Annotated in this window: 23 protein-coding genes; 19 read left to right on the top strand and 4 right to left on the bottom strand. The window is 33.2% G+C overall.

Annotated elements, in window-relative coordinates; translation table 11 throughout:
• Positions 1-5: 5 nt before the first annotated feature.
• Positions 6-1,343: a TrkH family potassium uptake protein gene (locus tag NE544_RS04460; RefSeq protein WP_256268472.1), complete on the bottom strand. Its 1,338-nt coding sequence runs from the start codon at positions 1,341-1,343 to the stop codon at positions 6-8.
• A 141-nt stretch (positions 1,344-1,484) separates the two neighbouring features.
• Here NE544_RS04460 and NE544_RS04455 point away from each other — a divergent pair, with 141 nt between their 5' ends.
• From NE544_RS04455 to NE544_RS04415, 10 genes are all read left to right on the top strand, one after another.
• Entirely contained in the window at positions 1,485-3,338 is a 1,854-nt protein-coding gene (locus NE544_RS04455) for a DUF4118 domain-containing protein (RefSeq protein ID WP_256268471.1), read from the top strand.
• Positions 3,331-4,062: a response regulator gene (locus NE544_RS04450; RefSeq protein ID WP_256268470.1), complete on the top strand. Its 732-nt coding sequence runs from the start codon at positions 3,331-3,333 to the stop codon at positions 4,060-4,062. The genes NE544_RS04455 and NE544_RS04450 overlap by 8 nt, the downstream gene beginning before the upstream one ends.
• A 661-nt stretch (positions 4,063-4,723) precedes the next feature.
• Positions 4,724-5,017: a metal-sensing transcriptional repressor gene (locus NE544_RS04445; protein WP_118114599.1), complete on the top strand. Its 294-nt coding sequence runs from the start codon at positions 4,724-4,726 to the stop codon at positions 5,015-5,017.
• A 9-nt stretch (positions 5,018-5,026) separates the two neighbouring features.
• A complete protein-coding gene (locus NE544_RS04440; protein ID WP_256268469.1) occupies positions 5,027-7,735 on the top strand; it encodes a heavy metal translocating P-type ATPase in 2,709 nt (902 codons plus the stop codon).
• Between the two features lie 79 nt (positions 7,736-7,814).
• A complete protein-coding gene (locus NE544_RS04435) occupies positions 7,815-7,970 on the top strand; it encodes a hypothetical protein (protein ID WP_158567598.1) in 156 nt (51 codons plus the stop codon).
• A 443-nt stretch (positions 7,971-8,413) separates the two neighbouring features.
• The gene (locus NE544_RS12215) at positions 8,414-8,530 is read left to right on the top strand and encodes a CAT RNA binding domain-containing protein (RefSeq protein ID WP_305145702.1); all 117 of its coding nucleotides are present in this window, start codon (positions 8,414-8,416) and stop codon (positions 8,528-8,530) included.
• Between the two features lie 53 nt (positions 8,531-8,583).
• Entirely contained in the window at positions 8,584-9,243 is a 660-nt protein-coding gene (locus NE544_RS04430) for a PRD domain-containing protein (protein ID WP_256268468.1), read from the top strand.
• A 101-nt stretch (positions 9,244-9,344) separates the two neighbouring features.
• A complete protein-coding gene (locus tag NE544_RS04425; RefSeq protein WP_256268467.1) occupies positions 9,345-10,934 on the top strand; it encodes a PTS transporter subunit EIIC in 1,590 nt (529 codons plus the stop codon).
• 9 nt (positions 10,935-10,943) lie between these two features.
• The gene (locus NE544_RS04420; RefSeq protein ID WP_256268466.1) at positions 10,944-12,266 is read left to right on the top strand and encodes a 6-phospho-alpha-glucosidase; all 1,323 of its coding nucleotides are present in this window, start codon (positions 10,944-10,946) and stop codon (positions 12,264-12,266) included.
• A gap of 13 nt (positions 12,267-12,279) precedes the next feature.
• Entirely contained in the window at positions 12,280-12,750 is a 471-nt protein-coding gene (locus tag NE544_RS04415) for a PTS glucose transporter subunit IIA (protein WP_256268465.1), read from the top strand.
• An 883-nt stretch (positions 12,751-13,633) separates the two neighbouring features.
• On the opposite strand, the gene NE544_RS04410 is transcribed toward NE544_RS04415, so the two are convergent.
• On the bottom strand, positions 13,634-13,783 hold the full coding sequence (locus tag NE544_RS04410) for a hypothetical protein (protein ID WP_256268464.1): 150 nt from the start codon (positions 13,781-13,783) through the stop codon (positions 13,634-13,636).
• Between the two features lie 206 nt (positions 13,784-13,989).
• Between NE544_RS04410 and NE544_RS04405 the strand changes: the two genes are divergently transcribed.
• From NE544_RS04405 to NE544_RS04385, 6 genes are read left to right on the top strand one after another with little or no spacing between them, the layout of a single operon-like run.
• On the top strand, positions 13,990-14,472 hold the full coding sequence (locus NE544_RS04405; protein ID WP_118357555.1) for a PTS glucose transporter subunit IIA: 483 nt from the start codon (positions 13,990-13,992) through the stop codon (positions 14,470-14,472).
• A gap of 4 nt (positions 14,473-14,476) precedes the next feature.
• Positions 14,477-15,253, top strand: coding sequence for a PRD domain-containing protein (locus NE544_RS04400; protein ID WP_256268463.1), 777 nt, complete (start codon positions 14,477-14,479; stop codon positions 15,251-15,253).
• Positions 15,226-15,333 (top strand): hypothetical protein, encoded by a 108-nt coding sequence (locus tag NE544_RS12210; RefSeq protein WP_370866040.1) that lies wholly within the window; start codon positions 15,226-15,228, stop codon positions 15,331-15,333. The genes NE544_RS04400 and NE544_RS12210 overlap by 28 nt, the downstream gene beginning before the upstream one ends.
• Positions 15,334-15,363: 30 nt before the next feature.
• On the top strand, positions 15,364-16,746 hold the full coding sequence (locus tag NE544_RS04395; RefSeq protein WP_118011889.1) for a PTS transporter subunit EIIC: 1,383 nt from the start codon (positions 15,364-15,366) through the stop codon (positions 16,744-16,746).
• A 2-nt stretch (positions 16,747-16,748) separates the two neighbouring features.
• On the top strand, positions 16,749-17,705 hold the full coding sequence (locus tag NE544_RS04390) for a translation initiation factor eIF-2B (protein WP_256268462.1): 957 nt from the start codon (positions 16,749-16,751) through the stop codon (positions 17,703-17,705).
• 4 nt (positions 17,706-17,709) lie between these two features.
• Positions 17,710-18,615 (top strand): pseudouridine-5'-phosphate glycosidase, encoded by a 906-nt coding sequence (locus tag NE544_RS04385; protein ID WP_256268461.1) that lies wholly within the window; start codon positions 17,710-17,712, stop codon positions 18,613-18,615.
• Positions 18,616-19,018: 403 nt separating this feature from the next.
• Here NE544_RS04385 and mutT read toward each other — a convergent pair whose 3' ends face one another.
• Positions 19,019-19,405 (bottom strand): 8-oxo-dGTP diphosphatase MutT, encoded by a 387-nt coding sequence (gene mutT, locus NE544_RS04380; RefSeq protein ID WP_256268460.1) that lies wholly within the window; start codon positions 19,403-19,405, stop codon positions 19,019-19,021.
• Positions 19,406-19,417: 12 nt separating this feature from the next.
• Positions 19,418-22,312 (bottom strand): DUF3427 domain-containing protein, encoded by a 2,895-nt coding sequence (locus NE544_RS04375; RefSeq protein WP_256268459.1) that lies wholly within the window; start codon positions 22,310-22,312, stop codon positions 19,418-19,420.
• Positions 22,313-22,381: 69 nt separating this feature from the next.
• On the opposite strand from NE544_RS04375, the gene NE544_RS04370 reads away from it, so the two are divergent.
• The 3 genes from NE544_RS04370 (at position 22,382) to NE544_RS04360 (ending at position 26,481) form a co-directional block, all read left to right on the top strand.
• Positions 22,382-23,524 carry an HNH endonuclease domain-containing protein gene (locus tag NE544_RS04370; protein WP_256268458.1) on the top strand — a complete coding sequence of 381 codons (1,143 nt, stop codon included), beginning with the start codon at positions 22,382-22,384 and terminating at the stop codon, positions 23,522-23,524.
• Positions 23,512-25,005 carry a hypothetical protein gene (locus NE544_RS04365; RefSeq protein WP_256268457.1) on the top strand — a complete coding sequence of 498 codons (1,494 nt, stop codon included), beginning with the start codon at positions 23,512-23,514 and terminating at the stop codon, positions 25,003-25,005. The genes NE544_RS04370 and NE544_RS04365 overlap by 13 nt, the downstream gene beginning before the upstream one ends.
• Positions 25,006-25,092: 87 nt before the next feature.
• Complete coding sequence (locus NE544_RS04360; protein WP_256268456.1) at positions 25,093-26,481, top strand: ATP-binding protein; 1,389 nt, start codon at positions 25,093-25,095, stop codon at positions 26,479-26,481.
• Positions 26,482-26,600 lie beyond the last annotated feature (119 nt).

Here is a 26,600-nt window from a genome sequence, read left to right as displayed (position 1 = left end):
TCCTGTTATCCAATTGTGATATTTTCTTGTGGTAAATTTGCGTTTGCGACAACTTGATGTTTAGAAATAGCTAAAAGTAAAGTTAAGCCTCCAATTCTTCCAAAGAACATCAAGAAAATTAAAATACAATGTGATGCACTTGATAATGTAGGTGTGATTCCTAATGTTAATCCGACTGTACCAATGGCAGAGGCCGCTTCAAATAGGGCATCAAGAATGGGTAATTGATCGAAGGCTGAAATAAGAAAAGCTCCTGTAAAGAATAATACCATAAACAACATAAATAGGGCAGTCGCATTGTTTAATGTGTCCATGGAAATGCGTCTTCCAAAACATTGAGGGTTTTGTTTATGATTGAATACAGCACGAATACTTAGAATCAATACGGCTAGTGTTGTTGTTTTAAATCCTCCGGCCGTACCTTGTGGACTTCCTCCTATTAACATTAATAATGTCATAAAGAAAATGCTGCTTTGATTCATTTTGTTTAAATCAATCGTATTAAATCCGGCTGTTCTTGGGGATACGGCTTGGAAAATGGAAACGTTGATTTGATCGGCTAGACGCATATTCCAATGGCTAAAGTCATTGATAAAGAAATAGAGTGTACTGATGATCAACAATGTTGCAGTAGTAAATAATACAACTTTGGATTGTAGTGAATATTTATGTAAATGATGTTTGTATTCAACAACATCTTTCCAGACAAAGAAGCCTAAACCACCAAGTACGATTAGTGCTGCAATGACGTTGGATACTAAAATATCGCCGGCATATCCTGTTAAAGATGAGTAGGCTTGGTTTGTACCCATTAGATCAAAGCCTGCGTTACAAAAGGCTGAGATGGAATGGAATATGGAATACCATAGGCCTTTGACAAGTCCAAAACGCGGTAAGAAGCGTATGCCTAATAAGATGGTACCTAGTGCTTCGACACATATTGTAGCTTTTAGAATCCATTTTGTGTTTCGGATAATACCCCCTAGTTTTGGGGCAGAAATAGATTGTTGCATAAAATATCTTTGTTTAAAACCAATTTTCTTGCCTCCAAGAACAAAGAGTAGAATGGCCATCGTAATGACGCCCATACCTCCAATTTGAATCAGAATCAAGATAATGAGTTGTCCAAAGGGGGACCAATATTGTGCTGTGTCATGCATAATCAGTCCGGTTACGCAGGAGGCACTGGTTGAAGTGAATAATGCATCTAAAAAGGGTGCGCCCTTACCATCGTTTGTGGAAAATGGAAGCATAAGCAGGCAGGCACCGATAAATATCATAGTCGCAAAACTGAGGATAATCATTTGTCCTGGGGTAATGCGTTTCATACGTTTTTTAAACATAAAACCACCTATCCTAATATCTTAAAACATTCTACACTAGTCTGTATTAAGATTACATAAAGTATTTTAACACTATGTTAAGACAATGTTAAGATGGACGATTCTTGATGATTCTTTGTGGGCTTGTGTTATACTAATTTTATGGCGAATGTATTAATATGTTTATCGGCTTCTAAATATAATTCTAGAGTTATTGATAAGGGAGCTCAAATTGCAAAAAGCAATCATGCAGTATTGAGTGCTATTTTTGTGCAAACTCCAAAATATGAGGGGATAAGTGCGGCATCAAAGAGTTGTTTACGTGAAAATATTAAGTATGCGGAGAGTAAAGGGGCAAAAGTAACGATTCTTTATGGACAGGATGTATTGCCTCAGCTTGTGGAATATGTGGGTGTTTCTCAGGTGGATTGTGTTGTTTTAGAAAAGAATTTGGCGAAACAAGCATTGTTTAAGTTGAAAGATATTGATGTATATTCTGTGAATTATCCGCAGGATTATCGTCGCATGTTTCATTTTAATTTTAATCTTTTGAGTTTTTCATTGAAAGATACATTAAAAATGATGGGGATTCTTTTTCTTTGTACGCTTATTGGCAAGGGATTTATGCACTTTCAATTCTTGATTACAACGCCTATTATGATCTATATCTTGGGCATTGTATTTGTATCCATTTGGACAAGTGGATATATCTATAGTTTATTGGCGTCTTTATTTTCAGTGTTATGCTTTAACTTTTTCTTTACATATCCCTACTTTTCTTTGCTGAGTGATCCAAGCTATATTACGACATACATTGTTATGTTTGTGGTGGCCATGTCATCTAGTTCATTAATGACAAGATTAAAGAAACAATCTTTCGAAAATGCCAAACAAGTGTATCGTACGCAAGTCTTATTGGAGATGAGCCAGATGCTTCAAAAGGCGAATGATATGAATGCAATCTATGCTTCGATGTTAAAACAGCTGCATAAATTATTGGATACGGATTTAGTGTTGTATCCACATAATGATGAGCCTATTCTATTAGGACAGTGTCCTGTAGAAACGGATATTGTGGCTTGGGTTTATAAAAATAGGCATGAGGCTGGAAAGACAACGAGTTATCATTCGGATTCGATGTGTTTATATTTGCCTATTAATGGAACGCACGAAGTATTAGGTGTGGTTGGAATTGTATTAAAAGATAAGATAGATTCTTTTGAAAAAAATTTGTGGCTTGCGATATTGGACGAGTGTGGTATGGCTTTAGAGAAGGAAATGATTCGTTTAGAAAATCTAAAGATTGAGCAGCAAGCCAAACAAGAGGCGTTGCGAGCCGATTTATTACGTATGATTTCGCATGATTTAAGAACGCCACTGACTAGTATTTCAGGTAATGCCGGTTTATTGTTGGAAAACGAGAATGCGTTCTCACAAGAAAAGAAGAAGGAATTGTATCAAGATATTTATAATGATGCGATGTGGTTGTATGATTTGGTGGAAAACTTATTGTTTATAACGAGAATTGAAAATGGTACGATGCAGTTGAATTTACAACCAGAAATGATTGAGGATATTTTTAGAGAGGCCATTCATCATTTGGGTCGTAATAAACGCAAACATAATATTTCTATGCATTTAGAGGATGATTTATTGATGGCTAATATGGATGCACGCTTGATTATTCAGGTTTTAGTGAATTTAATAAATAATGCGATCAAATATACGCCTGAAAATTCAAATATTACTTTGAATGCTAGGCGGGTTGAGGATAAAATTTTAATTGAAGTTCAAGATGATGGAAATGGTGTTTTACATCCAGATCAATTGTTTGAGATGTTCTATACGGAAAACAATCGAGGTGGAGATACAAGACGTGGCATGGGTCTAGGTCTATCTTTGTGTAAGTCAATTATTCAATCGCATGGTGGTACGATTTGGGTTGAGAATGTAACGCCTCATGGAGCTTGTTTTAAGTTTGTATTGGATGCAGTGGAGGTAAAGTTGTATGAATAAAGTTCAAATCTTAGTAATTGAAGATGATATTGCGGTTGGGAATTTGATTACGACAACTCTAGAGATGGAAAATTATCAGTTTCGTCTGGCAAAAACAGCGAAGCAAGGAATCATGAATGTGCTTTCTTATAATCCTGACATTATGCTTCTAGACTTAGGTTTACCGGATATGGATGGTTTGGAAGTTATAAAGAAGGTTCGTTCTTGGTCAAATATTCCAATTATTGTGGTTTCGGCAAGAAGTGAAGATCAAGATAAAGTGAAAGCTTTAGATTTAGGGGCCGATGATTATTTGACAAAACCATTTTCAGTGGATGAATTGTTGGCTAGACTTCGTGTAACGATTCGAAGATTGAATAATAGCCAGACGAAAAGTGTAAATGAGAGTGTATATGAAAATGGAAATTTGACAATCAACTATGCGCAGGGTTGTGTATATGAGAATGGGCATGAAATCCATTTAACACCGATTGAATATAAATTGTTGTGCGTTTTAGCTAAAAATACCGATAAGGTTTTAACACATAATTATATCATGCAAGAAGTGTGGGGAAGCGTTCAGGGTACAGAGACTCCAAGTCTTCGTGTGTTTATGGCTACATTGCGTAAAAAGATTGAGCCAGACACTTCAAATCCTAAATATATTCAGACGCATGTGGGGGTTGGATATCGCATGTTGCGGCAAACAGAAAAAGCAGATCAAACGAGCGAATCACTATCTTAATAATGGTAGGGTTCGCTTTTAATGTGTGCCGGGCACGGCATGAGTCCAGTTGGAGATAAACCAAGTAAAGTGAGCAATGATATATTTAAAGCAACTTAGAGAAGTATAGATAAAAAATGTTTATAATTATTCAAAAAATAAAAAGGAGAGTAAGACGATAAAATCAGAACTGTCTTACTCTTTAATGAAGTTTATTAGTGTCTTCGCATATTGAAATAGAGTGAAATAATAATTGTGATAACTCCAAATGTGATTAGTGCCATAATGGTTTTATTGATGCATAGAAGGATCAATATACTAAATAGGCTGACAATCGCAAATAGGAATAGTTCAATTTTTAATAGAATGGGATACATCAACAATGAATCGCGAAAACTGATTTTTTCGTATTGTGGTTCATTGTTTTTTAATAGTCTTTTTTCATATATAAATAGAATTTGGCTAAAGAGCACGACAAAAACAAGGTATATGATATTAAAAAAGATTTCTTTTGAGAAGAGTGCACTGCACGTTAAAAACATGACAAGAATGGTTCCAATTCTTGGCAGGTACACGTAATAATTATATTTCATAGAGTATTTTCCTTTCTTTTATTATGCCACAAATCATATCACTTGAAATATACCTATATGGGGTATATCATTATATCGAGGTGAGATTAATGAGTGAGTGTTGTCATAAAAAGCATAAGCCTAGAGATGAGAAAGAAATCAAACAATTGACGAATCGTCTTCATCGTATGGTAGGACAATTAAATGGAATTGAAAATATGTTGAAGGAGAATCGTTATTGTGGCGACATCTTAGTGCAGGTAGCGGCTGTAGAGAGTGCTTTGCAGGCATTTGGATACATTGTTTTGCAGGAACACTTAAATACTTGTGTTGTTGAGGATGTGCAAAATGGAAATACAGAAATCATGAGTGAGGTTATGGATTTAGTAAAGAAGTTAAAGTAGGTGGTTTTAATGGAAGAAAAATTTGATGTGACAGGCATGACATGTGCGGCTTGTCAGGCTAATGTAACTCGTGTTGTGAGTAAGTTAGATGGTGTGAGTCATTGTGATGTCTCTTTATTATCGAATTCAATGAAGGTTGAATTTGATCAAGATAAGGTGAATGAACAAATGATTTGTGAAGCTGTAAAACAGATTGGCTATGGAGCTAGTGTGCATGGTCAAAAGACAGAGGTTCGTAAAGAATGGCAGGATCGGCAAAATCGAGTGGAATCGGATCAAAGAAGTGCTAAACAAAGATTGATTTTGAGTTTAGTTTTGTTGATTCCTTTACTTCTGATTGCGATGGGTCCTATGGTGGGCCTTCCTATTTTAGAGGGTATGGAATGGATGATGGTTTCAGCCTTAACACAGCTGATTCTATGTCTATTTATATTGTTTATTCAAAGACATTTCTTTATTACAGGTTTTAAGGCTTTAATTAAAAAGTCGGCCAATATGGATTCTTTAGTTGCGATGGGTTCAGGTGCAAGCTTTGTGTATGGCTTAGTCGGTATTTATCAGATGGCCTATTATTTTGGCGTGCAGAATATAGAAATGGCCCATATGGCTATGCATTCTTTATACTTTGAGTCGGCCGCAACAATTGTGACTTTGGTTAGTGTTGGAAAGTATTTGGAGTCTAGATCCAAGGCGAAAACGAGTGATGCCTTAGATAAGTTGGTAGACTTAGCGCCAAAAAATGCGACGATCTTAAGGGATGGTAAAGAAATTGTTGTATCGAGTGAAAGTATTCGAATTCATGATATAGTTGTGATTCGTCCGGGACAAAGAATTCCGGTAGATGGTAAAGTCATTTCGGGTACAGGTTATGTGGATCAGTCGGCGATTACGGGTGAGAGTCTTCCGGTAGAAAAGAATGTAGGGGATTCAGTCATTTCAGCTACTATGAATGAGAATGGTACTTTTCAGTTTGAAGCTGAAAAAGTAGGTGAAGATACAACTTTGGCTAAGATCATTCAGCTAGTCGATGATGCAGGTAATTCAAAGGCCCCTATTGCTCGTTTGGCAGATAAAGTGAGTGGAGTGTTTGTTCCTGTTGTGATTGTCATCGCATTGATTACATTTGTCGCATGGTTAATAAGTGGTCAAACAATTCAATTTGCGTTATCCAATGCGATTAGTGTACTCGTAATTTCTTGTCCTTGTGCCTTAGGTTTAGCTACGCCAGTTGCGATTATGGTAGGTACGGGTAAGGCTGCGGAAAATGGGATTTTAATTAAGTCGGCTGCCATATTAGAACAGCTACATTCGATTGATACGATTGTATTGGATAAGACGGGTACGATTACTTCAGGAAAGCCAAGTGTTCAAGGTATTAAGGTATATACAAATATTAGTATGAATGACTTTATTTCAATGGCGGCAAGCTTAGAGAGTGGTTCTTTACATCCTTTGGGACAGGCCATTGTGGAGTATGCGAAAGATAAAAATATAAATCTTCAACAACCAGAAAATTTCACAAACATTTCGGGTCGTGGTATTCAGGCTAAGCTAAATGGACATGTGTATTTGGCAGGAAATAAAAGGTTATTAGAAGAGAAAAATATTCAAATAAATCAAAATGTTTTATCAGACTTAGATGCTTATGCAAGTTTAGGTCAAACTCCATTGATTTTTGTGGAAGATCAAAATGTGATCGGTTTAATTAGTGTGGCGGATACCATTCGTAGTACGAGTCAGGTTGCATTAGAACAATTTAAAAAGAAGAATATGCATGTGGTTATGTTGACTGGAGACAATCAAAAAACAGCGAATGCGATTGGTAAATCTTTAAGTGTGGATGAAGTGATTAGTGATGTGTTGCCACAAGATAAGGAGAGTGTAATTCGTAAACTTCAAGAACAAGGTAAGAAGGTTATGATGGTGGGTGATGGTATCAATGATGCGCCTGCATTAATGCGTGCAGATATTGGAGTAGCGATTGGTGCTGGAACCGATATTGCCTTGGATAGTGCGGATGTGATTTTGATGAAAAGCTCTTTATTGGATGTAGTGACGGCAATCGATTTATCAAATGACGTCATCAAGAATATCAAGATGAATTTATTCTGGGCTTTCTTCTATAACATTCTAGGAATTCCAGTTGCGGCAGGCCTATTGTATCCGGCATTTGGACTTCGATTATCACCAATGATTGGTTCTGCATGTATGTCTTTGAGTAGTGTTTGTGTTGTCACAAACGCATTGCGACTTCGTTATTTTAAGCCTAGCATTCAAAGTGAAGAAATAGAAACATACACAATGCATATTGATGGTATGTCTTGTGGACATTGTGCATGGTTAGTAGAGGATGCTTTAAAGAAGGTTCCAAATGTAAAAGAAGTTCGTGTGGATTATAATTTGGGTAAGGCCGATATTGACTATGTGCAACAAGTAAATAAGGTGGCTTTAAAACAAGCAGTTGAAGATGCGGGTTATATTCCCGTTGAATATAAGGAGGAAAAGAAAATGAAAAAAGTAGTAACAGTAGATGGTATGATGTGCATGCATTGTGTGGCACATGTAAAGGATGCTTTAAGTAAAGTAGAAGGTGTAAGTGATGTAGTGGTTAGTTTAGATGAAAAAACAGCTACATTAAACTGCACGGAGAATGTCACAGATCAGATGTTGAGTGATGCCGTGACAAATGCGGGATACACAGTTATTTCAGTAAAATAACGAATCATAAAAATAAATAAAGTCAAGACTTGTAAGCGGATTCAGAATATTCTATGATAAACGTCGAGGGAGACGCAAAATGGAATGTTTTATTGATGGAAAATCCACTTGCGAAAGAACTTTCTGGAATCGCTTGAATGTTTTGGCTAACTTTCAGCAGAAAGAAATGATAATGGATGGTTTGAAGGTTCGTGTCGCAGAAAGTATGTATTGGATTCAACCAAAGAAAGGATAGTTCGTTTGAATTATTCTTTTTTTGTCAGTTGGATGATATGAAAAGCTCAATATTTACTTTAAGTAAAGTGTAAATAGATATTTTTAACATAGATAAAATGTTGTATGGTATTTTGATTATATTGGGATTTATTTGACAGTTGGATTACATGAAAGTCTTAATATATACTTTATATAAAACTTAAATGACTGTTATTAGAACTAATAAATGTTGTTTGGGATTATAATATTTCTTTTGAGTTAACTTTTAAAAATCAAAGTATTCATTGATGTAACCATTTACAAATGACAGAAAATAAAACAAAAAGTGTGTTGACAAAACTGATTTTTTGATTATTATATAAGTGTACTTGGATTGTTACTGAGTTGAGATCAGGCAAGACCCCATAAGCTAGTGATTGAGTATTGCTAGTAGTGGGTCTTTTTTTGTTGGAGGAGATTAAAATGAAAATTGTTAAAATATTTAATAACAATGCGGTGGCCACCATCTCAAAAAACAAAGAAGATCTTATTTTAACGGGTTCGGGTATAGGTTTTCAAAAAAAATTGGGGACGAAGTAGATCCTGGTAAGATAGAAAAGAAGTATTATTACCAAGGTGGAGAAAATAATGCGATGTTTCAATTTTTTATGCGAACACCTGTTGAATATTTCAAGGTTTCACAAGAAATAATGGATATTGCAGCAAGACGTTTGAAGGTGGAATTAAAGCCACAAATTATTATTACTTTAACTGATCATATTGTTTTTGCAATTGAAAGATTAGAGAATAAAATTGAGCTTCCCAATTTAGTTCTTCCAGAAATAAAAACTTTGTATAAAGAAGAGTATAAGATTAGTTTAATTGGATTGGGAATTGTTAGAAGAAAAATTGGTGTGAATTTGCCCGAAGACGAAGCTGGCTATATTGCTTTACATATATTAAATGGTATAAAATCATATGACGATCAGTCTGTGTTAGAAACTTTACAAATGATTAATGGTTGTATTGAATTAATTCAGGATACGCTTCATACTCATTTTGACCAAGATTCAATGGATTATACACGCTTAACAACGCATTTAAAGTTTTTAGCGCAACGTGTATTCAAAAAAGAAATCCAAGATGATATTGATAATGATTTAGATATATATTATTTAATGATTAAAAAATATCCAGAGATATTTAATTGTGTAATTCGAATTAAAGATTATATTTCACAAGAATTTAAATATGAATTATCAGATAAAGAATTATGGTACTTGATGATTCATATTCATAAAATCACGAATTAGGATTGTTACTGGTAAGGCCAGGCAAGACCAGATAGTACGAATAAAATAGTTTTAGGTGGATTCGTATTGTTTGGTCTTTTTTTCTAAAAAGGAGAGAGAAAATGAAAGACGAATTTGTTACGGCAATGCAGACTTTTTCAAAAGCAATTGTCGTTCCGGTGTTATATTTACCGGCTATAGGTTTAATTTTAGTTATTTGTAATTTTATTACAAATCCAGCAATCGTTGGTGTTTTACCATTCCTAGGTGCACAACCTATTCAAGTGCTATTTAAAGTTTTATACAGTGGATTAATGTCTGTTTTTAACAACCTGGGACCTATATTTGCGATTGGTGTTGCATTTGGTTTAGCAAAAAAGAAAAAAGAGCATGCAGCATTAATTTCATTTTTATGTTTGTTTATTTTCTGCTCAGCTCAAAATGCATATTTAACACAAATGAATTTGTTAGATGAAGCTGTAGGAAATGGTCAAAATTTGATGTTGGGTTTTCAAATTGTTGACATGGGCGTATTCTTAGGAATCGTAATTGGTGTAGTTGTTGGACTATTATATAACAAATATTGTGATAAAGATTTGGGAGAGGTTTTATCAGTATATGGTGGTACAAAATTTGTATTCTTAATTAGTATTCCAATTATGCTAGCATTAGCAATATTGTTTGTATATATCTGGCCTCCTGTACAAAACTTGATTACATCTGTTGCAACTTTTATTTCTACATCTGGTGGAGTAGGATACTTTACATTTGGATTCTTAGAAAGATTATTAATCCCAACAGGTTTACATCATTTATTAGGAAGTGCTGTTTGGTATACTGATTTAGGTGGTGTAGCAACAGTAGCAGGTAAAGAGTATGTGGGATCATGGGCTATTGCCTTAGCACAATTGAGTGATCCAGGTACTGCTAAATTATCTTTAGTTACTATCTTTAACAATGTTACATTGTGCAAACTGTTTGGCTTAACTGGTGCTGGTTTAGCAATGTTGAGTTGTGCAAAACCATCTATGAAGAATAAAGCAAAAGCAATTTATATTCCAGCTATTCTTAGTTCTTGCTTAGCTGCAATAACAGAACCAATTGAATTTTCATTCTTATTCGTTTCACCGATTCTATTTTTAATTCATTCATTGTTAACAGGTATTTTCTTCTATTTATTATATTTCTTTAAGATTACTTGTTGTACTGCTGGTGGTATTTTTGAAACATTACTATATAACGTACCGGCAGGTGTTGCAAAAACTGGATGGCCTTGGTTTATCTTACTAGGTTTGGTTCAGTTGGTTGTATACTTTGTAGTTTTTAGATGGTTTATTTTAAAGTTTGATGTTAAGATTCCAGGTCGTGATGATTCTGAAGATGTTAAATTAATGACAAAGAAAGATTATGATTCAAAAAAATCAGCATCAAAAGAATCTTTGAACGCTCAATCAAATGATTTGGGTAAAAAAATTTATGAAGCAGTTGGTGGAATTGGTAATATGAATACTATTGATAACTGTTTTACACGTTTAAGAATTGTTGTAAATTCAATGGATACAATTAATGAAGAAGCTTTAAAAGAAACTGGCTCAAGAGGATTGGTAAAGCGTGGCAATGAGATACAAATTATTTATGGTACAAATGTAAATAAATTTAGAAAAGCTTTAGAAGATTATATGGAAGCAAATCATATTTCATTAGAAGGGTAGGTATAAAAAATGGAAGCTAAAATTATAACAATCGTTGGTGGAGGTAGTACATATACTCCAGGTGTAGTAAAGGCAATTTTATCAAAGAAGGATACTTTTACGGTAAAGGAAATTCGTGCGTATGATATCGATGAACAGCGTCAAGAGGATGTAGCAATTATTGTAAGAGAGGTTGTAAAAACTACTTGTCCTGAGTGTAAATTTATTACGACTACAGATCCAAAGGAAGCATTTACTGATTCAGATTTTATCTTTGCACAAATTCGTGTAGGAAAATATGCAATGCGTGAAAAGGATGAAAAAATTGCATTGAAACATGGAGCTGTTGGCCAGGAAACTTGTGGTTGTGGCGGATTAGCTTATGGTCTAAGAACAATTTACCCTATGGTTGAAATTTTAGATTATGTTGAAAAATATGCAAATCCTAAACATTGGATTTTAAATTATTCAAATCCTGCAGCTATCGTAGCTCTAGCTTTGAAGAAGTTGAGACCGAATGCCCGTATTATTAATATTTGTGACATGCCAGTAGCTATTATGAATACATTTGCGGATATTTTAAAATGTGATCCACACGAAATTAAACCATACTATTTTGGATTGAATCATTTTGGTTGGTTTACTGATGTTTGGGTGAATGGAGAAAGTCGTTTTGAAGAATTAAGACAACATGCAATTGCACATGGATATTTGGATGCAGCGTTAGATGAACAACATTGGGAACCATCTTGGGTACATACATATGGTAATGTAAAATTAATGATGGAAAGATTTCCTAAGTATCTACCTAATACTTACTTACAATATTATTTATTGAGTCAAGATGTAGTGGATGATGCAGATCCTGAGTATACTCGTGCGAATGAAGTAATGGATGGACGTGAAAAAACATTATTTGATGCTATAAATCATTATAAAGAAACAGGTGAATACGAGGATGACATGTTTGTTGTAGGTGCTCATGGAACATTCATTGTAGATTTAGCTGAGTCTTTATGTAAAGAAAACGGTGGACGTTACTTGTTAATTGTAAAGAATGAAGGTGCAGTTGCTGATCTTCCAGATGATGCTATGGTAGAAATTCCATGTTATGTTTCTCCTAGTGGTATCGAGAAAGTATCTGTTGGACATATCCCAACGTTCTATAAAGGGTTAATTGAGCAACAATATGCATCAGAAAAATGTCTTGTGGAAGGAGCTATTGAAAACTCTTATGATAAGGTTTTACAAGGCTTTGCATTAAATAAGACGGTAAAATCATCTACTCAGGCAAAGGCAATTTTAGATGAGATGATTGAGGCAAATAAAGAATATTGGCCAGAATTAAAATAGGAGGAAATGTAATATGTGGAACTTATTTAAAAAGGAGAAGAGCAAAAAGTTAGTTGCTCCAGTAGATGGAAAATTAATACCTTTATCTCAAGTGAAAGATGAAGCATTTGCGAGTGGTGCACTCGGAACAGGATATGCTGTAATGTTTGATGGAAACAAGGTAGTTGCTCCGGCAGATGGAACAATTGAAGCTTGTTTTCCAACTGGGCATGCGGTTGGTATTAAAACTAGCTTTTCAGAAATCATAGTACATATAGGTATTGATACTGTTCAAATGGAAGGCAAAGGGTTCCACGTATTAGTTAAAACTGGTGATGTTGTTAAAACTGGTGATGTGATAGTAGAAGTAGATTCTGATGTGATTAAAGAATGTGGCTTCGATCCAGTGACAATGGTTCTTTTGACAGAAGGAAAAGACATAAAATTGGAATCAGAAAATCAGATAGTAAAAGCGGGTGATGAAGTTGCAAAGTGTTTGGATTAATTGGATAACTAGTTCAAATAAAAATAAAATCATTTGTGCTTTAATAGCTTTGGTTAGTTATGCATGGCCTGTTTGTGGCATTTTAATTATTTACATGTCATCAAAAAAGTGTAAATACGATTACAAAGTGTTTGCGGAAATAGGTGTATTGATTTCAATTATTGTTTTTACGATTCGATATGTAATATATATTTTATAAGAAATAGGCCTGGATTCAGGCTTATTTTTTATATGTATATTTTTTGTACTTTGATAAGCAAAGGGATAGGACTGATTATAGAAATAAGATTGTATGAATTATTGGACAGTTGGATTGTATGAAAACTGGAGTATATGCTTTATATAAAGTACAAATAATTATTTTTGGAACTGATAAAATGTTGTATGGGATTTTTAGCTTTTCTTGTGGAATTACATTTGGTTTATCTGTATAATACATATAGAGAACGACTACTGGAAAAGCAGTGGTTACTCTGAAATAAAACTAATGCTGAAGCACTAATCTTTTTCCATTGTCGGTGGTGATTAGTGCTTTTTGCATTTTTCTATAATCATCAATGTTACTTTTAGTATTTCTACTATGGCAAATAAGCACATAGCAATATTAATATGTAGATATATATACATAAGCTTTCCTCCTGTAAAAAATAGAAGGATCTACTTACCTGGAATTCAAGATTCAAGGCTTCAAAACTCCTTAACAAGAGGTAACCACCAACCACATCCAGTAGCCAATTCCAATTATAAAACTTCAATGTGAAAACATTATTAATTCCTGTAAATTTGTTGATTATTTGACAGTTGGATTACATGAAAATCTCAATGTATACTTTATATAAAGTAAAAATAGATGCTTTTAGTATTGATAAAATGTTGTATGGGATTATAATATTTCTTTTAATTTAGCTATTAATCCTAAATCTGCAGGTAGCCAGTCTACTAAATCTAAAGTTTCTTTAGATAGCCATTTGGCGGATTCATGTTCTAATAGGGTTTGGTTTTCTTTAAAGATTGTGCAAATGAAGTTGTTCATGTATAGGTAAGATTATTTTGTTTTACCAGTATATTAAAATAATTAAAATTATAGTTGCATATCATAAAATTATTTGTTATGCTTTCGGTGTAGAGGTTAGTTCGTTAACTTAATGAGTTAATACTAGGCCACGTTGGTTTTTTCAGCGTGGTCTTTTTTGCGTATACTTGGATAAAGGAGAGTATAAAAAGGAGCGGAGTAACATTATGTTTAAATTTCTAAAAAATAAAAGTAATAAAAAAAAGATATTAGCACCTTCTGAGGGATATTTAATGGATTTGAAGAGTTCTAAAGATGAATTATTTAGTCAAAAGACATTAGGTGATGGTTTTTACATTAAGATGAGTGATGATAAAGTTTATTCTCCTATAAACGGAGTTGTTGTGAGTGTTTTTCCTACGAATCATGCATTTTGTATAAAAGGTCATAATGGTGAAGAAATCATGGTTCATATTGGGGTTGATACAAATCTTCTAAATAACGGAGTGATAGAGAGTAAATTTAAAAAAGGTGATGAAATCAGTGAAGGTGATCTGCTTGCTGAAATTAATTTGGAAGAATTTAAACGTTTAAGGATTGATGCTGAGGTATATGTATTTATCTTGAATAATCTAGAAATAGATAAGGATTATCGTAATGACAAAAGCTATGTATATGATGGAGATTGTATCTTAGAGATGAAGGAGTAACATTTTGATTTACAGATATATTAAAACGATTAATAACAATGCAATCGTGGCTAGTGACAAAAATAAACACGAAGTGGTTATTATGGGGAAAGCGATTGGAGTCAAATGTAATCGAATATTAGGTGCAAGAATTGATAATGAATTAATCGAAAGAGTGTTTGTGTCAAATAACAATCAAAATTATGTAGAAGCCATTATTGAAAAAATACCTTATAACATGTTTAAAGTAGTAGAACTAGTTATAAAACAAGCAGAACAAGACTTAAATACCAAATTTAAAGATGCTATATATCTAGCATTAGTTGATCACATTTATTTTTCATATAAAACAATTAAAGAAGGAGGGAAAATTGAAAATCCATTATTAAATGAAATTAAATTGTTTCATCCAAGTGAATTTATAGCTGCGATGAATTCAATAAACACTATTAATCGTTATTTAAATGCTGATTTTGATCAGCAGGAAGCTTCTTATATTGCCTTTCATTATATTAATGCATTATCAAATCTTAGTACAACAGAGCAAAAAAGTATCATGAAAGATTTAGAAGCTACTTTAAATTTTATTGACGATTTGACATCTAATTCTTTGAACAAGAATTCATATCAGTATGGTAGATTAATTATTCATTTAAAATGTTTATTTGGCCGCTTGATTGGTGATGATAGGACGGAAAGAGAGAGCGATATATTATTTGAAATGTCAGAAAATTTAAAAATGAGTATTCAAAAGAATGGGAATATTCAAATAAAATTGCTGATTTTATTCAAAATAATTTAAAGTACGATATCAATAGTAATGAAGTAACGTACTTAACACTACATATATCACCAATGCTTAAAGATGCGACTGATAAATAATATTTTCTGTAGAGAGAGAGGAGTGTAATAATGAAAGATTACAGAAAACTAAGTGAAGCGATAATTTTAAATGTTGGAGGAAAAGACAATATTAAAGATGTATCGCATTGCATGACTCGTCTAAGACTAGGCTTAAAAGATGAATCTAAGGTTAATAAGGATGAATTAGAAAAACTTGATGAAGTCATGCGAGTTGTTGTTATTGGAGGACAATATCAAGTAGTATTAGGTGGTATTGTTGATGATGTGTTTGATGAAACATGTAAACTGGTTGGAGATTCGGTTGTAATTAATGAGACGCAAATAGAAGAAAATTTAGACAATACAGAAACTTCAAATAAGAAAGCTAAACCAGTAGAAAAGTTGATTTCATTGCTTTCAGGTATTGTAAGTCCTATTATTCCTGCAATGCTTGCAGCAGGATTTATTACTGCTTTGGCTAAGTTATTAGTATTAGCAGGTATATCAGAAACAAATACTACTATTCAATTATTAACCGTTGCTGGTGATGTGTTATATGGTTTCTTCCCAATCTTTATTGGTTGGTCAGCTGCTAAATATTTTGGAGCTAATATCTCTATTGTATTGATGGTTGTAGGCTTATTGGTATATCCTAACTTTTCAAATGTGTTTAGTAATTTCGAGAGTGTAACATTCTTAGGATTACCAGTTACAAATGTATATTATGGTAGTTCGGTGCTTCCGGCTATATTAACAGCTTTTTTGATTGCTAAACTTGAAAAGATATTAAGAAAGATATTACCAAATGCTTTGAGAAGTATTTTCGTACCATTCTTAAGTGCTTTAATTACTATCCCTTTGTTAATTGTAGTTATTGGACCAATTGGTGTCTGGGGTGGTGAGTTATTTGCTAACTTATTTAGATCAACCTATGAATTAAGTCCAATTTTAGCTGGAGCAATTATTGGTGGTACTTGGCAAATTTTAATCATCTTCGGTATGCATATTGCTATTCTAGGATTGGTAAGTGCACCAAATATTGCAATGTATGGACGTGATACTATCATTATGACACATGCTCCGTCTTTAATCTGCCAGATTACAGCAGGTTTAGCAGTTGCTTTAAAAGCAAAAGATAAGAAAATTAAAAAGAATGCATTAACATTAAGTTTAACTTCATTCTTCTCAGGTAATGTCATTGAACCAGTTATGTATGGTGTCAATTTAAAATATAAGAAGCCTTTTATTGCGGTATGTATTGGTGGTGCTATTGGTGGTGCTATCACTGGTGCAGCGGGAGCCGGAACTGTTGCGGCAGTTGCATTTAGTTTATACACATTCCCGGTATATTTAGGTGTCGGTTTTGGTGGATTATTATTAGGCTGTTTAGTAGGTGGCTTGGTTACATTTGTATTAACTTATGTAATGGGAATTGATGAAAAGGATGTATAAAAATGATGAACACAAGAGTAAAAGATATTGATTTTAAAAGTGCAGATCATGTAATTGAAGAAATTAGAAACATGAACGTAAAAGGTGGTAGTCCTTTTGGTAGATCTGCAGCATGGGCTTTTAAATTGGCTATTGAACAAGAAGATTTAAATGATTTTGACACATTAAAAACACGTTTAGAAGATGTGGCTAAGCAAATGATTGGATTAAAACCAACAATGGCAACGATTCATAATAGTTGTGATATTGTTCTTTCCCTTTTGAATAAAGATAAAGATTTAGATGAACTAAAAAAACAAATAGTAAAAGTTTGTGAAAATATAATTGAACAGTCTTTTGTGGCAGTAGAAAAAGTCGCTGATTATGGTTCGAATTTAATTAAAGAAGGCGATACAGTATTAATGCATAGTTACAGTTCAACACTTATGGGAATATTTAAAGCAGCTAGAAATAAAGGGGTAAATTTTAAATTAATATGCACAGAATCTCGACCTTTAAGAGAATCTAGAAATGCTGTAAATGTTTTAACTGAAATTGGTGTTGATGTTACTTTTATATCTGATGCTTCAGTATTTGAATTTATGAAAACAGCAGATTTGATAATTATGGGTGCAGATACATTAAGTACAGATGGTTCTGTCGCTAATAAGATGGGTAGTGCGCAAATTGCTTGTCTTGCAAGATCTTGTAAGGTTCCAGTGTATTTTGCTAGTGAATTATACAAATTAGACTTAAGAACTCAATATGGATATAACATCCAGCTTGAAAGAAGAACACCGCTTGAACTTGTATGTAATGAGGATTTTAAAGATTTTGATAAAGTTAGAGTAATTAATCAATTCTTCGATATTACTCCTGCAAATGACATTAAAGGTATCATTACTGAATTTGGCGTTTTACACCCAGCACAAATGGTTTCGTATTGGAATAAATTAATAAAGAACATAATGGAGGATTAATAAAATGTATTTAGATATTAAAGATGAAGTAAAAGAAGCACTAGATAGTAATTTACCAGTAGTAGCTTTGGAGTCAACTATTATTTCACATGGTATGCCATATCCACAAAATGTTGAAATGGCAAAACATTGCGAAGAAATTATTCGTAGCTATGGTGTTGTGCCAGCAACAATTGCAATTATAAATGGGCGAATCAAAATTGGATTAACAGATGATGATTTATATTTGCTAGCTACAAGCAAGAATGTCGCAAAAGTATCACGTCGTGATTTAGCAAAAGTTATTTCTACTAAAGAAATGGGAGCAACAACTGTCGCATCAACAATGATTTGTGCAAGTATGGCTGGAATAAAATTCTTTGTAACAGGAGGAATTGGTGGTGTGCATCGTGGCTATGAAGAAGCTATGGATGTCTCAGCTGATCTTGATGAGTTGGCTAAAACTAATGTAAATGTTATATGTGCAGGGGCGAAATCAATTTTAGATTTACCTCGTACATTAGAGTATTTAGAGACTAAAGGTGTACCTGTTGTAGGATATCAAACTGATTATTTACCACAATTTTTTACAAGAGAAAGTGAATATAAGTTAAACTTAAGATTAGATTCACCTGAAGAAATAGCTAAGATGATTAAAACTAAAGAAGAGTTAAAATTAGATGGTGCAGTTCTAATCACTAATCCAATTCCTGAAGAATCATCAATGGATAAAAAATATATTGATGATTTGATTGATAAGGCAATTAATGAAGCTAATGAAAGACATATTACAGGAAAAGATGTAACTCCGTTCTTGTTGGCTAAAATTGTCGAAGAAAGCGAAGGAAAGAGTTTAAAAGCTAATATTGCGTTGGTATATAATAATGCGAAAGTAGGGGCGCAGATTGCTAAAGCTTACTCTAAGTTATAAGGAATAAGTATCAAATAAAAATGTAATTAAATAAATGAAAAAGAATCAGTTTAAACATGAATTAAAATGTTATACTGATTCTTTTGTTTTCAATTTCTTTGTATGTACTCACATCGAAATACTAATCTTTTTCCGTTGAGAGCTTGGTAAGAAAGGGTTCAATAGAAATCTGTTCTCAAGAATCTTGTTACTTCAGTGATGAGAGCTAACTATATAAAATAAATAATGGTATATTTAAAACACCTTAGAGAATTATAGGGTATTTTTGATGGTTATATGTCAAAAGCTTGTGAAGCTAAATTTGTATGAATTGTTTGACAGTTAAATCAAAGAAAAATGAGCATTTGTTCTTTATATAAAGATGAAATGCTCGTTTTTTGATACTTTAAAATGTTGTATGGGATTATAATATTTTCTTTAATTTAGCTATTAATCCTAAATCTGCAGGTAGCCAGTCTACTGAATCTAATGTTTCTTTAGATAGCCATTGGGCAGATTCATGTTCTAATAGGGTTAAGTTTCCTTTAAGGATTGTACAAATGAAGCAGTCCATGGATAGGTGGAAGTTTGGATAGTCGTATTCGACTGTATCAAAGTATTCTTGTACTTGAATAGTTGTATCTAATTCTTCTTTAATTTCACGAACAATAGCTTGTTTACTTGTTTCATTGGGTTCTACTTTTCCTCCTGGAAATTCCCATCCGTCTTTGAATTCGCCATAGCCTCTTTGGGTGGCGAATATTTTATTACCATCTTTAATAATGGCGGCTACTACATGTATTGTTTTCAAAAAATCACTCCTTTATTGTTGTAAATAATCGAAAATATCTTCTCGAATGGATTCATTCATTTTTAAAGTAACATCACAAATGGGTTGAAGAACTCCCTTATTGTTTTTCTTGGTTGTACCTTTAATATTGTCAATCTCAAAGGTTCCCATGTAGTAGAAATCGGTTCCTTCTCCATCACTTTTTTTAACGAATAATCTCTTTGTTTCACCTGATGTGAATTCCTTCATATATTTACTTTCAGGACCGTTCCCTATTTTAGAATTCCACATAAATGTTTGAGAATCCATGAAGGAATCAGAATAGTTAGGCTTTCCATCCAAATATTCAGCTCCATTTATTCCATCTGCCTTATGATATGTTACGAATATACATGTATTTTTGTTTAATTGTTTCATTCCATACATTGTTGATGCATCGTCTTTAATATGATTCAACAGCTGACATACATCTCTTCGAGAATACTTTTCATACATGATAAAGCCAAATGTGTCTTTCTTTTTGTTCCTAAGCGATTTATTTTTCTCAATACATACATCAATTAAATCTTGAATGTATTCCTTGAATTGAGTGTTTGTGAGGATGTTCTTAAAATCATTAGAAATAGATAGCTTGTCATCATTGTGTAGAATAACGGAGTTTAATAGTGTGTTTTTATCTTTTTCTGCTGAGGTTTTAATAAAATTTCCTGTAATATTAGATAATGCAGAATTAAGATGATTCATATTAAATTGGGTGTTATACTTCGAGTTAATTTGATTCAGTAAATCGAATGGTTCTATTGTATACAAGTTTATAATTTGATTTAATAACTCGGCTTCAATAGGTCGTCTTGAATTTGCGATAATACTAGAATAGTATTCTAACACGGTTAGTTCTTTATCGTTTAATGGCTTTTCTATACTAGAGGCATCTATACTTTCTAAAAGTTTATAATAGGTTTTATATTCTTTTAAAATCACAAGTGGATCAACTTCATGGTTGCTTAAAAAGTCCATAAGAAGGGGTGTTCGATTCAGTTTATATTTAAGATTTTTATAACTTTCTTTAATAAAAGTTTTAATACCTGATAATTTGTCAATCGACGCAAAAATTTGTTTCTTACTGATTTCATCAAAGTGAATCGTACTCGATCCTGGAATAATTCTTTCACCCTCAAGAACATATCGTCTTATATTGTCTTTGTTGTAAGAACGATCTCCAGATAGGGCGATTGGAATCATGAAGTTGTTTTTGTAGTTTCCAATGAAGTCTAGAATGACAACATATTCTTTGTCTTTTGATTTTCTTAGGCCTCGACCTAATTGTTGGACAAAGACAATGGGCGATTGTGTGGGTCTTAATAGTACAACTTGATTGATTTCAGGAATGTCGACACCTTCATTAAAAATATCTACAGTTAAAATGTATTGTAGATAGTCACTTCTTGTATCGGATACTAAGCGATCAATCGCATCTTCTCTTTTTTCTTGAGAATCCTCTCCACTTAAAGCGATGGTTCGATATCCTCTTAGATTTAATCTTTCACTAAGGGCAGCCGCTTCTTTTTTGGAGCTGCAAAACATGAGTCCTTTGACTCTTTCTCCACTGTATCCATAGTAATTGGTTTGTTCGATAATGTAGTCGACTCTTTGGTTCGATGTAAGGTAGTTGAAATCTGTAAAATCGGTTTCGTTTCCGTTTGTTAAAAAGTCGGTAATGCCAAAATAGTGGAATGGACATAATAAGTTTTCTTCTAGAGCTTGTTGAAGACGAATTTCATAGGCAATATTATGGTCGAAGGCTGCATATACATCAAAGTCATCGGTTCTTTCTGGGCTTGCGCTCATTCCTAGCCAAAACTTTGGATTAAAGTAGTCCATGATTTCTTGATAGCTTTTAGCTCCAATGCGATGTGCCTCATCAATGATGATGGTATCGAATGTATCAGGGGCAAAACTTGAATACACTTCTTTTTTAGACATCGTTTGCATGGTTGCGAACAAGCAGTCTACATCAGTATCTTTGCTGTTTCCAGATAAAAGTCCAAATGTCTTTGTATCTCCAAAGACGTTTCTATAGCTTTGAAGAGCTTGTTTGGCGATTTGTTCTCTATGCACTAAAAATAGGGCTTTCTTTGGATTTTGGTCTTGTAAGGCAAAGGCAGACGCATATGTTTTGCCGGTTCCTGTGGCTGAAATCAACAAACTCTTTGATTCATTCTCATTGCGAAGCTTTCTAAGATTGGAAATAAAAGCCTGTTGCATAGAATTTGGGATCAGTTGTTTAGAAGGTAATTTAATGTCTTCTTTTTGTTTCACCTTTTTGTATTCTTCATAATGCACTCTATATGCACCAATAAATGCATTGTAGGAATATGTATTTGGATGATTCCATAATTCTTCAAATTCATCTAACATTTCAGATACAAACTCACCGGATTTTGTGGATACAATTTTTGTATTCCATTCTCGATTTGTAGTAAGTGCTGTATTTGTCATATTACTAGAACCTATAAGTATCTTATAGATTTCATTTGATTGAAAGATATATCCCTTGGTATGAAAACCATTCTTTGAGTCGGGTACTAGATACATTTTAAGTTCAATATTCGAAAATGTAGCGAGTTTATCTAACGCTTTAGGATCACTAAATGCCAAATAGTCCGTTGTTAGAATCTTTCCATGAATGCCTTTATCTTCTAAAGTACGAAGCGTTTGAAGTAAGGGGGTGATACCTCCCATCGTAATGAAGGCTACACTGATTAAAAAAGAGTCGCAGTGTAATAATTCATCTTCAATGGTGCTTAGTACTTTTCTTCCATTCTTATAGTCGTTTGAAATAAATTGAGGTCGATATAATACGTTGGAAGATATATTTTTGTCTAGAAATGCGGTAGATAGGCCGCTTTGTATATTTTGATAGTTCATACCTAACATTATACCAGCATTAAAATGAAATCATAGATCGAAAAGGTTATAATATTTGGTGGAAAGAACATGGGTATGAATATGGAATTTATAAAGAACGATGCGTATTCTGGAGAACTGGATTATCGAGCTTTTGGGAGTATGTTGGATCATCCTACGCAGTGCTACAAATTTTATTGGTTAGAAGCCATTATGAATTTGATGCTGAAAAAATATCGTTTTTCATTTGACGAAATCTTTGATGAGATGATTGTGTCGGCTTGGTATACGGTAACACAGTATCATTTGTTTTTGGGTCCAATGATCGAAGGAGAAAGAAGAGATGCGATCAATCGTGCTATTGATGTGTTGATTGAAAATACGTCTTTAAATGAGTGTTCAAGGCCAGATGAAATTCGTAGTGTATTAAAAGAACAGAATCATTTGGTTTTGGAATATAAGCGAAAGTTGGCAAAGAATGTTCCCTATAAATTGTTGAGTAGTTTTTCGTTCGAACTTACTAAGGATAAAGGGGATGAGTATCGTATTGAATATATTCAAATGTTGAATCAAGAAATTCATCTGCCTTATATTATTGAGAATGGAGTGGGGATTGGTAAGTGTGTTATTTTGCAGAAAGCTTGGATTCCTTTCTTAATGGATAATTATTTGATCATTAAAAATTGGATTCAGTATAATAAGATTCAATTTCTTCAAATGATCAATCCGGGTGTGCCTGGAATTATTAATAAACTGGATGATGAAAGGAATAATGTAAGACATTTAGAAAGAGTGCGTGATTTGTGGAATGCGTATATTGAAGTGTCGAATAAAGAAATTGTGGATATATATACAGGTAATAAATTAGAACCCGCATTTGATGTGGATCACTTCATTCCGTGGTCTTATGTAGCACATGATGAAATGTGGAATTTAATACCAAGCAATGCGAGCGCAAATCGTTCAAAGAGTAATCATTTACCAGAGTGGGATTTGTACTTTAATAAGATGGCGAATATGGAGTATGACTTATATAAGAGTGTTGTAGAATATGATTCAATTCATAAGCTATTTGAGAAGTGCTATGCCAAGAATCTCCAGTCTTTGTGGGCCTTAGAAGAATTGTATGTCAAGGAAAATACGGAATATGAGTTTAAGCATAAGTTAGAAGCGCATATGCATCCTTTGTATGAGGCGGCTAGAATGCAGGGGTATAGTGAATGGAAAATATAATAATTTCAAAAGAGTTTCTAGATTGGTATGAATATTATAATGATTGTAAAGAAAAGTATTCAAGTTTAGTAAATGATGTAGAGGATAAACTGATTCGTGGTGAATATAAAGATATTGAACTTCCTTTTTCAAATATGAATACCGCAAATTTAAATCGTGATATTTCAAGTCTTGAAAAGATTCATATGTTCATGATGCAAGGAAGTACATCGCAATTGGAAGTTGAAGTTGAATTAGTGAAAGATAAGATGTTAGAGTCTTGTTTAAATGTGAACTTTGGCATATTGTGCAATCCATTGGCAAGTTTTCTATATCGTATGATTTTAGATTCGAGTCGGGTTAAGAAACATGTAGAGACTATTTCTAAACAATGTAAAGAAAATGATTTCTATACGTCTGTATTTATTCCTGCTTACTTAAGACATTTCTATGCATCTATTTGCGAAGAGTGTATTAAAGGATATAGTTTGTATGGCTTTATGGAATCGGTCACTGCTTTAGTGAAGCAAAATAAGTTTAGTGAAGCTTGTAGTCTTTGTCCTATCTATGAAGATATTTATATTCAGGCTAATAAGAAGGGTTTACTTACAAATGAGTTAATACAGGTAATGCAGCAGTATGGTGTGGATGTACCTGTTTCCAAGAAGAAGGAGACAAAGCAGCCTCAGGTACCTGTTTTTGAAAAGAAGAAAGAAACACCGAAAAAGTCAAAATTAGATATAGAAACGCGTAAAAAGACTGTGGGAGATGGCGTTAAGGAAATCTTGGATATGAGTGATGATGAGCTGATTCGTAGATATGATGGTAAGTCAGAGGATGAAATTAAGACAATGTTAAAGAATGATCCTCGTTTTGATTCTACCTTAATGGATAAAGCAATGTTTGAGTTTCTTAGTCTACTAACTTGTTTTAGTATTGAATTTGAGGAGGCATTTATTAATTGGATAACTGGTTTTATACTTAGAAGATTATATGAGATACATTTAAAGTTTTCGGTGAATAGCCCACCAAAAGTTCAAACAACAAAAAAACAATTTGATTATTCAAATAAGGGAAAAGTATTGCCTGGAGTTGATCTTAGTAAAAATGATCAAGGAATAGAAGTCATTCAACCAAATAATGAATCAAAGGGTAAGGGTGGAATTATTTTCTTGATTATTCTTGGGATTTTATTTGGATCTGGATATATATCTTTGAAAAAGGAAGAGGCAGAATGGGAAGCGCAAATGGAACAGTATCGTCTCGAGAGTAGGCGTCGTACGGAATTGAGTGAGTTTAAGGCTAGAGAAGAGAAACGTAAAAAGAAAGAAGGACAAGATTCGAATCCTTCATCTTATCCATCATCATCATCGTCATCATCTTCTTCTTATGATGAAGGAAGTGATGATGCATATTCTGGTGATTATGATGAGAATCGTTATGATAATGATGAAAGTTATCGTGATGGTGTGGATGATATGTTGGATGAACTGGGAGAATAAAGAAAAATACAGTGAAAGAATCGTTGAATATTTGTATACTTTAGAGTATACTACTCGTAAGTATACAAATATAAAGGATGTGATTTGATGTTAGGAAGAAAAGAAGAATTAAATCATTTGAATGAATTATATAATAGTGATTGTTTTGAATATTTAGTAATGTATGGTCGAAGAAGAGTTGGTAAAACAACGATTCTACAGGAATTTGCCGAACATTCGAACGCAATCTTTTTTCCTGCTCGAGAAAAAAATGATGCGCTAAACTTAGAGGACTTTTCTAAAGTGATTCAATATCATTTTGATAAGAATTTTATAGCTTCATTTATAAGTTGGGAGGATGCGTTCAATTATATTGGAGAGAAGGCTACAGAAAAAATTGCCGTGATAATTGATGAATTTCCTTATATTATTGATGAGAATCCTTCGGTAAAGTCAATATTGCAGCATGTGATTGACCATAATTGGAAAAAGAAGAATATCTTTTTAATTTTGTGTGGTTCTTCTGTAAGTATTATGGAAAGTGATGTTATGGGTAGAAAAAGTCCGCTTCATGATCGACAAACATCGACTTTAGAAATAAAGCCATTTGATTATCTAGAGAGTAGTGCATTTTTTCCAGAATATAGTAATGAAGATAAATTGTTGGCGTATGGAATATTGGGTGGGATTCCAAGATATTTAGAGGCTTTTGATCCCAATCTAACTATTGAAAAAAATATAGCGAATAAAATTATTCGTAATGGAGCTTATCTTTATGAAGAACCAGATAATTTATTGAAGGCGGAATTAAGAGAAACTAATGTGTATAGTAGTATATTAGCTGCCATTGCGAATGGAAGAAATAAAGTGGTTGATATTGCGGATTATATTCATGAGGAGCGTACAAAAGTATCTAAATATTTGATTACGCTACAAACACTTCGTTTGATTGAAAAGAGGATTCCTTGTGGTGATAAAGAAACGAGCAAGAAGTCGATTTATGTGATTAAGGATAATTTCTTTAAATTTTGGTTTCGCTATGAATTCACAAACAATTCTTACTATGCCATGTTAGGAGCAAATGATGCATCTAAGGAAATCATGGAGGATATAAGCAATCTAATGGGGGATGTGTTTGAGGATATTTGTAAAGAATATTTGATTCGTTTGGCTAAATGTAGAAAGCTTCCTTTCATACCTTATCATTTGGGGAAATGGTGGGGGACAAATCCAACTTTAAAAGCACAGGACGATGTAGATTTGCTTGCGTTGGATCGTACTGGTAAAAAAGGTGTTTTTGTGGAGTGCAAATTTACTTCCCAGCCAATGCCATATGATGAGTATGAAGATTTAGTAATGGCTACTCAAGCATTTCCAAATCTAGAAGAGAAATATTTGTGGTTTATTAGTAAGTCTGGCTATTCGGATTCAGTCGTAAGACAAGCAAAAGAAGATGGAGCTGTATTACTAACGATTGATGATTTATTTGAATTTTAGGCATCTGTTTTATGCAGATGCTTTTTATTTTTGTTTAGAAAAATTAGATAATAAAAATCAAGCCTAATTCATAAAATTTTGTGTCTTTCCATGAAGGACACATTTTTTGATGATTTTCC

This window comes from Holdemanella sp. MSK.7.32, from assembly GCF_024460475.1.
GTDB lineage: Bacteria > Bacillota_I > Bacilli_A > Erysipelotrichales > Erysipelotrichaceae > Holdemanella.
This window is presented reverse-complemented; position numbering and strand designations above follow the sequence as displayed.